At 44.4% G+C, this 13025-nt stretch carries 10 protein-coding genes; 6 read left to right on the top strand and 4 right to left on the bottom strand.

Annotated elements, in window-relative coordinates:
* The first annotated feature begins 66 nt into the window (after positions 1-66).
* Complete coding sequence (locus tag AC3ITG_RS14720) at positions 67-1236, top strand: MFS transporter (RefSeq protein ID WP_489254177.1); 1170 nt, start codon at positions 67-69, stop codon at positions 1234-1236.
* 163 nt (positions 1237-1399) lie between these two features.
* Here AC3ITG_RS14720 and AC3ITG_RS14725 read toward each other — a convergent pair whose 3' ends face one another.
* The 3 genes from AC3ITG_RS14725 to AC3ITG_RS14735 all read right to left on the bottom strand — a co-directional run bounded on the left by AC3ITG_RS14725 (position 1400) and on the right by AC3ITG_RS14735 (position 5350).
* Entirely contained in the window at positions 1400-2581 is a 1182-nt protein-coding gene (locus AC3ITG_RS14725) for a multidrug effflux MFS transporter (protein WP_489254178.1), read from the bottom strand.
* Positions 2582-2805: 224 nt separating this feature from the next.
* Positions 2806-3291, bottom strand: a complete 486-nt coding sequence (locus tag AC3ITG_RS14730; protein WP_489254179.1) for a CcdC protein domain-containing protein — start codon at positions 3289-3291, stop codon at positions 2806-2808.
* A gap of 271 nt (positions 3292-3562) precedes the next feature.
* Positions 3563-5350, bottom strand: a complete 1788-nt coding sequence (locus AC3ITG_RS14735) for a glycoside hydrolase family 36 protein (RefSeq protein ID WP_489254180.1) — start codon at positions 5348-5350, stop codon at positions 3563-3565.
* 317 nt (positions 5351-5667) lie between these two features.
* On the opposite strand from AC3ITG_RS14735, the gene AC3ITG_RS14740 reads away from it, so the two are divergent.
* From AC3ITG_RS14740 to AC3ITG_RS14760, 5 genes are read left to right on the top strand one after another with little or no spacing between them, the layout of a single operon-like run.
* A complete protein-coding gene (locus AC3ITG_RS14740) occupies positions 5668-6723 on the top strand; it encodes a LacI family DNA-binding transcriptional regulator (protein WP_489254181.1) in 1056 nt (351 codons plus the stop codon).
* A gap of 35 nt (positions 6724-6758) precedes the next feature.
* Positions 6759-8009 carry an ABC transporter substrate-binding protein gene (locus AC3ITG_RS14745; protein WP_489254182.1) on the top strand — a complete coding sequence of 417 codons (1251 nt, stop codon included), beginning with the start codon at positions 6759-6761 and terminating at the stop codon, positions 8007-8009.
* A 12-nt stretch (positions 8010-8021) separates the two neighbouring features.
* Complete coding sequence (locus AC3ITG_RS14750) at positions 8022-9080, top strand: carbohydrate ABC transporter permease (RefSeq protein ID WP_413378464.1); 1059 nt, start codon at positions 8022-8024, stop codon at positions 9078-9080.
* Positions 9058-9909 carry a carbohydrate ABC transporter permease gene (locus tag AC3ITG_RS14755; protein ID WP_489254183.1) on the top strand — a complete coding sequence of 284 codons (852 nt, stop codon included), beginning with the start codon at positions 9058-9060 and terminating at the stop codon, positions 9907-9909. Before AC3ITG_RS14750 ends, AC3ITG_RS14755 begins: the two co-directional genes overlap by 23 nt.
* A gap of 28 nt (positions 9910-9937) precedes the next feature.
* Positions 9938-11326, top strand: coding sequence for an MGH1-like glycoside hydrolase domain-containing protein (locus AC3ITG_RS14760; protein WP_489254184.1), 1389 nt, complete (start codon positions 9938-9940; stop codon positions 11324-11326).
* A gap of 153 nt (positions 11327-11479) precedes the next feature.
* Here the strand turns inward: AC3ITG_RS14760 and AC3ITG_RS14765 are convergent, their stop codons facing one another.
* Complete coding sequence (locus AC3ITG_RS14765; protein ID WP_489254185.1) at positions 11480-13006, bottom strand: multicopper oxidase family protein; 1527 nt, start codon at positions 13004-13006, stop codon at positions 11480-11482.
* Positions 13007-13025 lie beyond the last annotated feature (19 nt).

Consider the following 13025-nt stretch of genomic DNA (forward strand, 5'->3'; position numbering starts at 1 on the left):
CATTAGTTTTGTACCGATCATTACAATAGTGTGATTTTATAACTCATATGAAAAGGGGAATTGAAGATGCCATTGGCAATCTATGTGCTTAGCTTAGCTATTTTTTGCATGACTACCTCAGAATTTATGGTAGCTGGAATGATGAATACACTTGCGGGGGAGTTTGGAGTATCTGTCTCGCAAGTAGGATATTTGATTACAGCCTTTTCAGCGGGGATGGTCGTGGGAGGTCCCTTACTAACCGCTGCTCTGCTGAATATGCCTAGGAAAAAAGCGTTTATTATGCTAACCGGTGTGTTTCTCGCTGGACAGTTGCTTGGCGCGATCGCAGGTAGCTATGAGGTTATGATGGCCTCACGCATCATAGCAGGTGTTGCTTCCTCGGCTGCTTTTGGCGTATCAATCTCGATCTCTGCTTCGCTCGTAGAGGAAAACCAGCGGGGACGGGCGGTATCAATTATCTTCGGTGGTCTTATGATCGCCACAGTTTTGGGTACACCTGCTGCAACGTGGGTGGCTGATGCTTTTGGCTGGCGTTTCAGTTTTTGGGCGGTCGCCATTCTTGTTCTACTCTCAGGAGTAACCGCATTGCGGTTGATCCCCGTATTATCCAGACCGGAGCCAACTAGCCTGCGCCATGAAATGAAATCTTTTCGCAATCGTAAGCTCTGGGCGGCTTACCTGACAAGTTTTCTTATTATAGGAGCCGCATTTGCAGCATTCAGCTACTTTGCTCCAATTTTTACAGAGTTGACGGGCTTTTCAACGTCCGCGGTGCCACTATTGTTTGTTGTGTATGGAGCTGCTACGGTTGTTGGTAATCTGATTACTGGTCGACTGGCGGACCGATACACTATGCTGATTCTAACGATAGGGCTTGTTCTCTTGACGATTGGTCTTCTGACATTCGCCATTGGTGTACATACAGCTGCCGTGGTTATTCCTGCCGTAATCATCATCGGGTTGGCCGGAGTTCCAATGAACCCGCCTATGGTCGCGCGAGTGATACGTACGGGAGGAAGTGGTCTGATGGTGAACACCGTTCACACCGCGATCGTCACCTTTGGTGTAGTGGTAGGGTCTTCTGTGGGTGGCTTGGCCATTAGTGCCGGATATGGTCTGGTTGCGCCGATCTGGGTCGGGGTTGTGTTGGCTTTGGTGGGTGTAATTTCGCTGCTTCCGTATATGCGTGGAATCTTCAAAGTTAAGGGTGTAGATATGGATATAAAGCATTAAAAAGCGTTCGATAAGCCGATTGGCTTTCAGAACATGGTGTTCAACAATATGAATAAAAGCAGCCCAGATACGATAAAAGTACTGGACTGCTTCTATTTTTTTGAAATGTGCCCCTTGACATTTCTTCGTATTATTTATGATCCTAATGAATTATCCTAATAGATTATTCTTCTGAGATAAATCTTTTGCCAAGCAACCACATTACGCCGCTAATGATTAGAAAATATAAAGGCATCATCAGCAATGAACCGTTATGCAGAGCACCCATTCCCCATGTCGTAAGGCTTACCAGCAAGTAGTAGCCTAAGCTGAATATAGCACCTGCTGTGCCAATTACATCTTGAAAATGAACAAGGGCAAGACTTAGACAATTGGGCAAAGCAATACCTGCGCCAATTAACAGAACAAACATGGCTGTTAACATGCAGATGATCTGCAAAAGATTGGGCACCAGAGACACGCTGCTTCCAAGGGTTAGGAGCAGAGCTCCGCTGGTCATAACCAGACAACCCAATCGAATGATCTTTTCCGGTGCGTAAACGGTTAATAATCTTTTGGAGATCATTGCACCGACCACCGATGCCAAGGCCACAATAATGCCCAGAAAACCATAAACGCCAGGCGACAGATCAAAGTGTTCTATGAAGATGAAGGGAGCTTCGGCATAATAACTAAATAAAACTCCGTTAATACCTCCGATCAATACCCCAAACACCATTACCCGCGGCATAGCGAGCATCTTTTTAACGACCGGAAGTATAGCCACCTTGGATCGTAAAGCAACGTTCGTTGTCTCCGGCAGTTTAAGAAAAGCATATATGAACAACAACACGCTCATCAGTACTAACGCCAAGAATACCCATCTGAAACCAAGGGCCTGATCAATCCAACCACCAATAAGTGGTCCAACTGCCGGCGTAAATGCAATGACAGCAGAGATTTGCGCAAACATCGCATGTCTTCGATCTCCCGATACACTTTCGCGAAGCATGGTTTGGGTGATAATCGAGCCAGTTGCGGCACCGAAAGCCTGTACGAAACGGCCGACGAGAAGCCATTGAATTGATTCCGAATAAAAGCACATCAAGCTTCCGATCCCATATACGATGAGACCGCCCAGCATTGCAGGTCTACGACCAATCAAGTCGGACAGCCAGCCCCAGCAGAAAACGCCCAAGGCAAATCCTATAAAATAGATGCTTAACGTGAATTGTACAGAACTATTAGATACACCAAGTGCTGCTGCGATATCTGGTAGCGATGGAGTGTAGATGGTCTCACTGATTTGTGGAAAAGCGACAAGAACAATCATTAAAAGCAAAGATGGTACTGCATATTTCTTCATAATATATTAGCCCTCCTACAAGCTTATACTCTGTTATGACAACAAGAATATGAGCCTAGCTAGGGAAAGGGGGGCATCATGATGGCGAGACGACTATAAATCATCATTTGTTGAATTACCTTTCATCATTATAAGAGTAGGAGGGTTTGTCAATCATTGTTAATACTCGGCCTAGGTTAACATGCTTGATATGGCAAGTCAACCAGCTCTGGCTAATCGTACGATTAAGCTGTTTTGTCCCAAGCTCTGAACGTACTAGACTTGGAATTATGAAATTTAATGAAGCTAGCTATTCGCCAAATGGCGATATAGGATAAGGCGACTACATTATTCAGGAATCCAAGAGTCTTGGGATCAATACCTGAGATGAACATGAAGTCAAAGAATCGGATCGAGAAGATAACAATAATTAAAACATAAAGGGATACGTTTCTTTTATAATACATATTGCCATCCGATTTCCGCTCGAATTGCGTCACCAGAATTAATGGGATCGACAGAATTGCACCTATAGCGATTGAACTGATCATTCTGCCAGATGTAAGCACCAACATTGGGTCGAACAACTCAAACAAAGATGTAGAGATATAAAGGATCGGAATTAATAATTTTCGGCCAGATTCGTGCAATGGTTTCTTGCTTCCTTGGATAACGCCCCTCAAAATAAGTACGACAATTAATAATGAGATTGTTAAAGATATTGGATTCATGGTAAGCACCTCGTCTGTTTTTTTTGTGTAACCTAAGTATCGAGGATATTTAAAATTTATATCAGTGTACAAAGTAATTCGTTTAAGGTGACTTTTGTCATCTTCCCACAAAGATTTGTTTTACAACATGGAACGTTTCCAAAACAAATAGGGCGACCTCTCCCCAATTGAATTCCGGGAAAAAGTCGCCGCTTTATTAAATGCCTTATTTATTGTCTATGTGACAGGGCTATGACCACGGAAGGCACCTGTCTGCTATTGAATGATCTGCTCATATCTCTCCTGAATCATCTATACGCTGTAAAATTACTAGACCAGCTCTTGCGATGGGCAGCTCGTACAAACCGTCCTGAAGCTCAATTTGACGAAGTAGAACAACTTGACCGCAGCAATTTTTTACAGTTAGATCGTAACGACCCTGATGGTGGCAACGCACAACTACTTGTTCGTTATAAGTGCCGTTGGCTACAATGAATCGGTCATAGGTAGCGTCCATTGGGACAACAATATTAGCGTAAACAGCGACAATTTTCGTACCTGCTCTTTGAGCACTGACAAGTGGGTAAAGTAGCTCGGGTTGTTCCGGAACTAACTTACCTTTCAGCAGAATGTCACTATTCTCCTTACAGAAGGAGAGCCAAAAGCGGATCATTCCAGCGTACGTTTCTCCAATCTCATCGAGACGAACAGAGATTTGAGGCACGGAGAAGAGAACGTTGATCAGCTGCATGGCTGCGCTTTCGACCGATTCTTTAGGGTTAAACATAATCATGTCGGAATGGACGGCTGTATTCCCCGACAAAAGTCGCAGGTCGAGCGTGCGGATGCGATTTTGGATGGAGTCGTTCGGGCAATCGTTGGCCCGGAACATGTTGCCGTATTTTCGCATTAGCGGACCGATGTACGTTTGGCGGAATTCGATGAGAATATCCGGCTTGATGGCTCTCAGTCGCTCCATAACATCGGAGAGCAGGCGGTCCACCGCTTCAGGCACTGATTCATAATCCCGTCCTTCCGCCGTTCCCTCCTTCTGATCCGGGCTCAGTCTGAAGCTATCCACGAAATCCAGCTTCAGACCGTCGATATCCCACCCGGATACGGCCTGTTCATAGGTGTTGATCAGGTATTCCCGGACATCCGGGTACCGTGGGTCCAGCACTCCCGCATTCAGCTTCTCATCTACCCGCAATAGTTTATTCTCGAACTTGCTCCATACCTTGCTGCGCTTCCCTACAAATGGCACGGAGTACCATAGCATATATTTCATGCCCAGCCGATGTACGGTATCCACATGAGCTTTCATGTCCGGAATCTTGCCCGCATAGACTTCCCAGTCCCCGGTATACGCATAACCCCGGTTGTTGTCGTCCGTCTGCCAGCCATCATCAACGATAATGGTGTCACAGCCAAGTTCCTTAGCAAGTCTGCATTGTTCCTCCAATTCGGCAGCGGTCAGTTTCTGATGATAGGAATACCACGTGGAGTACATGGGGCCGAGGGCCACATCAGGAACTGCGGCGGGTTCATAGCCGGGAAGGCTCTCCCACCACTCGGTTACCTCTTCCAGCGCATTATAGAAGGGAATATTCCTTCGGTCGATTCGGAGCGTGGCTTCGTAATGGTCCAGTTTCGGCATTGCTTCTTCAAACAGGGTAACAGAGCATAGGAAGGTGGAATCCTCTTCATGGATACCGGCTTTTATCGACACGTTGTTCAATGCATCAGTAAAAGCGAAGGTCATTCGATTTCGCCCCTCTAGATTATATAAAGAGGCCACAGGCGCGAGAGAAGTGCTTTTGGACTGGAAACCATCGCCCCAATCCACTTGAAGGGCTTTATTGCGGTCTGTTCCCGGATGCCATAAAGAGTGGATGTCTACGGCGGGAATAGACCACTCGATCCGGCACACTGGCGGCTGTTCTTTTTTCACAGCTGTTAACCGGATATGGACCAGAAAAAGGTTCTCCGTAATGGTTTCGATGTTGGTAAAGCTGTCAAATAAGGTGCTGTTACTGTTAATAATTACAGTGGGACAATCGTAGTTGATTAATGTTTTCATAATACCTCCTGCTTGTAGAAATAGATAATGGACTAATAATACCTTGTTTAGAGTATAATATTTACAAAAAGTTTAGTAAACAAATAAAATAAATAAACGTAAAACAAAATATAAATACCATTTTGTAGTATGAAAAATATATGTAAGCGATGACAATAAGGTGTTGTCAAACGATTTGATCTCTGTTATATTGAATCCACGCATTAGTTTGCTAATGTTTAGTAAACAAAACACAATGTGATTGGCAAGCGCTTGGCAAAACTATAAAATGATTGTGAGGGGTGTTTCCCAAATATGAAGTGAAAAGGTGATTAGTAGTGCCAACTATTCGTGATATTGCAAGTCTGGCGGGTGTTTCTCCATCTACAGTTTCGCGTGTACTGAACGGGGATCCTTCCTTATCGGTATTGGAGGAAACAAGAAGAAAAATTCTTTCTGCTGCAGAACAGCTGCAATATAAAGTAATCCAGCGTCGTCATACCAATCAAGCGGCGCAGTTGAAAGATTATAAAATTGGATTGGTGACTTTCTGTTCGGAGCAATTTGAGTCGGAGGACCCGTATTACCTCACAATAAGGCTGCAAATCGAGAAAGAATTCAATCTGCTGGGGCTTCACATTACTCGGACTATTCGCTGGGTGAACCATGATTCGTATGAAAGCCTGTCAGGGCTTGATGGCCTTATAGTGATTGGCAAGTTCGAATTCGATCCATACAATTTGTACTTCAGCCGAATACATAACATTGTTTTTGTCGACTATTCGCCGGATGAGGACCGCTTTGATTCCGTCGTCGTCGATTTTGACAAGGTAACTCGGATGGCTTTGGATCATCTTACCGGACTTGGCTATACAAAAATTGGCCTGATCAGCTCACGCGATTTCATCAATCGTTTTGGTTCCAACTCCGGTATAGATTCAGTGGATCAGCGGCAAAGCAGTTTTGAATCTTATATGAAGCAGAAAAATCTGTACCTGCCTGAGCATGTCCATATCGGTAATAATTTCTCCATGTCTACCGGGTATCAACTCATGAAGGAAGTGATTGATAAGCAGGATTTACCGGAAGCTTTCCTGATTGGTTCCGACCCCATGGCGATAGCTGCTGGGAGGGCATTAAAGGAAGCCGGTTTAAAGGTTCCGAAAGATATCGCAATGGTCGGCATCGATGATATTGAAATGGCTTCTTACGCCAATCCGCCGTTAACCACGGTGAAAATCTACACTGAACAAATGGGCCAGAGCGCGGTAAAAATGCTGCTCGAACGGATCGGTGGCAGAGAAGTGCCGTTAAAGATCGTGATTCCGTCGAAGCTGATTATTAGAAGTAGCTGCGGTGCGGAAGTCAGGTCCATAGGGAACGCGGAAGGTTGACCTTTATTTAAATATTCAATTCAATAGGGGGAAAAATGATGAAAAAATGGTCTTTGATTATTTTATCTCTACTTGTTGTAATTGCATTGTCGGCGTGTTCTGGAAATGAAGGGAACTCGTCGGAAAGTCAGAGTGGGACGAAAGACAAGGGGAAAATAACATTTGCCTTCTGGGGAGCTCAGTCAGAAGCTGATGCGATCAAGCAGGCCATTGATAACTTCGAGACAAATTACCCTGACATTCAGGTTGAGAGCCAGTGGATTCAGAAGGATTATCTTACCAAGCTACAGACGATGATTGCTGGAGGGACGACTCCTGATGTCATGCTGATCTCAGGAGGGGATTTGCCTGGTTTTGCAAACGCTTTCCAAGAATTGAAGTTGGATGAATCGCTCTTCAGTTCGCCTTCCCTCGTCGATTCCATGAGTGTGGATGGCAAAGCCTATGCAGCACCATTTATTATCAAGCCTAAGGTTATGGCGATTAACGTCGATCTTTTTGAGAAAAATAACATTCCGCTTCCAAGCAAGACTGAACCGATGACGGTTGAACAATTCAATGACATCGCAAAGAATCTCACATCTGGAGAAGGGGCAACAAAGATTTTTGGTTCAGAACCGCTGTGGCTCGGTAACTGGATTTATGCGTTCGGTGGTCAATTTTACAGCGATGATCTGAGTAAGTCGGCACTAGATTCACCAGAAGTCATAGCCGCTGCCGAGTATATTGTCTCTAGCAAACAAGCCGGCATTGTGCCGAACGATAGTGAGAAGCAGGGACAAAGCATGATGAACTGGTATTTGGGAGGAAGAATCGGCATGTTCACCGACTTCGGTCCTTGGTATTTGCCACAAATGGCTGATGTGCAGAAATTCAAATGGGATATTGTTCCTTTCCCAGGGAACGGCGGTTCCAAAGAAGTTAACGGGCTGGCTCTAAGCAAAGACAGCAAGAATGTTGAAGCCGCCGAAACTTTCATTAATCATCTTACACAAAACGAAGAAGTGCAAAAAATCATCGGAGGAAACAAGAATGCCTATGGGGTTCCGGTTATTTCCAGTGCAACAAGTGCGTTTGAAACGGTTTCCCCCGACAAGAACCTGAAAGCCTTCGTACTTGCCGCCGAGAAGCAGCATACACAAGAAGCCCAGAAGGGTACGAATGAAATCAACAACGAGATGAAAGCTATCGACGATACGACACCAATCGGAATTGGAAACAAGGATGTGAAGGAAGTATTCCCGCAGGTGGCAGAGAAGATAAACAAGATTTTACAACAAAACTAACGGGAGCAAACTATGAATGGAATAATAGAAGGGATCTACAATTTCTATGAAGGAATAGGGGCACCGGCAGCTGTGTTGCCTCTTCTCCCTTTTCTGACCGTTATCGTGCTAGTATTCGCTATTATTTTTACCATTACCAGAGTTCTTGTGAAAAAGAGGATTATCCATACCAAAACAGCAAGTTTTTATTTGTTCGTCTCAGTCTGGATTATTGGCTTTCTGTTATTTACGGTAGGTCCGATGATTTTCTCATTCTATATCAGCTTCAACAAATGGGAGGTCGTCAGCGACCCGAAATGGATCGGTTTGGACAACTACCGCATGCTGTTCAAGGATACTATGTTTTATAAATCGCTGTCCGTGACCTTCTATTACACACTCGTAAGTGTACCCTTGCAGGTCATTCTCTCTTTAGCGATTGCCTTGCTGATGAATTTGAAGCTACGCGGGATCTATTTTTTCCGTACCATCTATTATTTGCCAACGCTCGTGCAGGGTGTTGCACAAATGGTGTTGTTTATCTGGATCTTTAACCCGAATGTCGGTCTGGTCAATTCATTATTGCGTTTGATAGGTATCGAAGGCCCCGGCTGGTTCTCCAGTCCAGAATGGTCAATGCCTGCAGTCATTATCATGAGTCTTTGGACGGTTGGAGGCAATATGATTATCTATCTGGCCGGTCTTTCGGATATTCCACAAAGCCTGTATGAGGCGGCTGAGATTGATGGAGCAACGGCGGCAAGAAAAGCCTGGCATGTGACGCTACCACAGATTTCACCGATTTTATTTTTCAACACAGTTACAAGTATGATTGGGGCATTCCAGACCTTTACCCAAGGTTTCATGGTTAACGGTGGACCGGATAATTCGTTGTTATTTTATGCCTACTATCTATATCAAAATGCCTTTATGTGGTTCAAAATGGGCTACGGTTCGGCGTTAGCCTGGGTACTCTTTGTGATTATCCTCCTGTTCACTGCGCTCGTATTCCGCAGCAGTGCTTTATGGGTTTATTACGAAACAGAGCAAACCGGAAGGAGGAAGCGACGTGTCCGTAAAAAAAGAGCGTAAATCTGCTCACAAAAAGGTTCATTGGCTGGGCTATATATTGCTGCTGATCGGAGCCGTTATGTTCCTGTATCCCTTTCTCTGGATGGTTTCTGCCTCTCTAAGGAGTCTGGAGGAGGTCGCAGTTTCCGGGATGAGCATATGGCCTGATAACTGGCGCTGGGATAATTATGCGAAGGCGCTTACCGCGTTCCCGTTTGGTCGTTATCTAATCAATACTGTGATTACAACGGTGTTCCCTATCATTGGTACGGTTCTTTCTTCATCTATTGTGGGTTATGCCTTTGCCCGTTTGAAGGTGAGGGGAAGCGGGATATTGTTCGTACTGGTGTTGTCAACCATGCTGTTGCCAGGCGAGGTTACGATGATTCCGCAATTCATTCTGTTCAAGAATCTGGGCATGCTGGATACGCTTTACCCGCTGATCGTTCCAGCCTTCTTTGGATCGGCGTTCTATATCTTTTTGCTACGTCAGTTCTATTCCCGGCTACCCGTCGCATTGGAGGAAGCAGCGATCATCGACGGCTGCGGTTATTTTAAAATTTGGTGGAAGATTTTCCTACCACTGTCCAAACCAGCTCTGATGGCGGTTGGGGTCATGGTCTTTATGGGCTCCTGGAACAACTTCATGGGACCGCTTATTTATATTAACAGTGACAAATGGAAGACACTCACGCTCGGTCTCGCGGGGTTTCAGGGTACTTATGCCACAGATACCAACTTGCTAATGGCAGCGGCTGTTGTAATCACTTTGCCGTGTATCCTATTATTCTTCACCGCGCAAAAAGCATTTATGGAAGGTCTGACCTTCTCAGGTTCCAAGGAAAGTTAAACCGAAAAAGGACAGGAGTGACTTTGTCATGTCTTATGAGAGAGAAATAGAATCCCAAGCTGGTGCTGTAACTTTTCAATCTTCCGATAAGGAGTTGAATGAAGGTTTTGTTTGGGCCAAACGGCAGGCGCTGGAATATGCCCACTTTGGTGAAGATCCCGTCGGGCTATGGTACGAAGCCGCTCTTCCAGCCAGAGAGGCATTCTGCATCCGTGATGTCATGCACCATAGCACCGGAGCTGCTGTTCTTGGACTTCGTCTCCACACCAAGAATATGATCATGCATTTTGCCGAAAATATTGCTGAGTCGCGTGACTGGTGTACTTACTGGGAGATCAATAGGGACAATGTTCCTGCCCCAGTCGATTATGAAAGCGATGAGGATTTTTGGTATAATCTCCCGGCAAATTTCGACATTATTGACGCCAGCTTGCGTCAATACTTATGGACGGGCGATACTTATTATTTAAATAACAGTAAGTTACTGGACTTCTTCAATTTAACGTTAAATGAATATACAAGTACCTGGGACAAAGACGGAGATGGAGTATTGGAATATTATCCCGAATACGGACGCAGGGGCCTGGCTACATTCAACGAAGCTGGACATCAGCCTTTGATGGGTGGTGATATGATCGCTGCTCAAATTGCCGGTTACCGTGCATTTGTCCATCTGGCCAGTCTCAGGGGACAAACGGAGATAGCGGAAGTGTATGCTACCAAGGCGCAAGACTTGAAACGGCGTTATGAGCAAGAATGGTGGAACGAGGAGGAGGGGCGCTTCTTCGGCGCCAAGCTGCAAGACCATTCTTTCCTAACAGGCTATAATGCAGAAGGGACATTTCTCCCTCTCTATTACGGGTCGGTCAGTGACCCGGAGAAATTGCATAAGGCGCTTGAGGATGTCAAGATCAATCGTGTTGCTAACGTTGAAGGAAAGACTTACCTGCCGGATATTTTTTATCAGTACGGCCAAAATGAAGAAGCCTTTAGTGAATTGAAAGAGCTGGTAAATCCATCATTGGAGCGACGGGATTACCCTGAGGTATCTTATTGCGTGATAGGTTCCATGGCCTCCGGATTGATGGGAATTAAGGGAAACGGAGCATCCGTAATCAGCACCTTGCCAAGACTTACACATTCACTGGAATGGGCGGAAATGGGTAATATCCCTATCCTTGATCGGAACATTATGATTAAACATACTGGGAATACAGAGAGTGAAGTGACGCTGCAATCTGGAAAACCTTTTGTCTGGAAGGCTGCTTTTCCTGTAAATACCGAGACGTTATACCACAACGGCATAGCCGTTGCTGCCAAACAGGAAACAAACGAAGGTGGAGAACAGATCAGCTTTATTTCAATAAAAGTGGCTGAAGATGAGATACACCGTGTTTCCATTGCGCAGGAAGGTTAATATTCAAGATCTCTAGCATACTTGTGCCATGTGACAGAGAGTCATAAAATGCTTACTAGAGATATGTGCCTCATTTTTTGGAGGTACATATCTCTTTTTTTTAGTAATTTTTTGGGGGATATGTCCATTCATTCATTGCAGTGCTGGAGTGCGCTAAAAAATATCAAACGGTCGCATCATTTCGTAGTCTTCATGCTCAAGCATGTGACAATGCCATACATAACGTCCGGTAAAGGGGCCGAAACGAGCAATGATCGTTGTAACATAACCGAAGGGAGTTGCTACAGTATCTTTTAATCCCATTTCATACGGATTAGGAGGAGTGGGGGGGCCTGTGAAAATAAGTTTTCCGGTTTTCTGAAAATGAGAAACATCAAAAGGTTGACGATCAAGAATTTGAAAATCAACCAAATGAATATGAATGGGGTGAGGATCATCATCAATGATATTGATGATACGCCAGATTTCAATCGTATTTACTTCAATTCTTTCGGAAATTCGATCCATCCACATTTTTCCATCTAATAGATTTAAGGAGCGACCATATTGATCCTTCACTCTGACAAGTGTTAAATATCTTGTTCTCTTTGCCATACTTTTTGGGAGTCGTTCGAATGCTTCTAAATAAAATGGAAGTGAGCTGGTATCTATACTTTTTAATGGGACACTTATTCTGAATTGCATGATATCTATTGTTTCAGGGGACGCACTCTTGGTGACATTTTTGAGAATAATAGTTTGACCATAATATTGAGAAAAATCAATGATCACATCTATACGCTCGGCACTTAAAAGTACAAATTCGTTTATTCTTATTGTTGTCTCAAGAAAGCCGCTATCGGTTCCAAGTTGATAAAATGGTTGATTGGATTCCATTTTTAATGTAAGGATTCGACTATTGGATGCGTTTAAAATCCGAAAGCGGTATTTTCTTGGTTCTACCTCCAAAAATGGATAAACCTTGCCGTTTATCAGAATGGTATCCGCATCAAAAGGAGGAACAAGGGAAGGATGAGGCAAGTTTGCATCGTTTTGATCCGGTTTATTGGGGTAGTATAGAGATCCGTCCGGATTGAATGATCGGTCCACAATGAGTAGAGGGATTTCATATTTTCCTTTCGGAAGATTAAGGGATTGTTCATTTTGGTCTCGAATGAAATAAAATCCCGCGAGTCCTGCGTAGACGTTCAATCTTGTAATTCCTACTGTATGATCGTGATACCATAACATTGTAGCTCGTTCAATATTTGGATACGTATAAACCTCTCGTTCAAACAAAGGCCCCGTTTGCTCAAAATTTCTCGTAAACCAAGCTTCGGGGTAGCCATCACTATGAGCTGGCGTTCTTCCTCCGTGTAAATGCACAACGCTCCTACCCTCTGGAACAGTTATTTCCGAACCATGAATCGTAGTATCAACGGGAAGAAAGTGCTTATTGGGCAGGTCGTTCATCCATTTAACAAACACGGTTTCATTCTTCATCACTTCAAACGTAGGACCTGGAAATGTTCCGTCATAACCCCATAAACGGGTTGGTCCCAAGTCTCTATGCAGCTTCTGAGAAAACTCCTTCATAGTCACTTCGTAATAAGAACTATTACTGCTTCGCTTCTTAGGAGATAATGTGTTTGGAATAGGCAGTTCATCCACGAATTTTTGCAGTTTTATCTTTTCAGGCATAAGAATTGGGAGCCTCCCT

Source organism: Paenibacillus sp. GL_099_B (genome assembly GCF_057835695.1).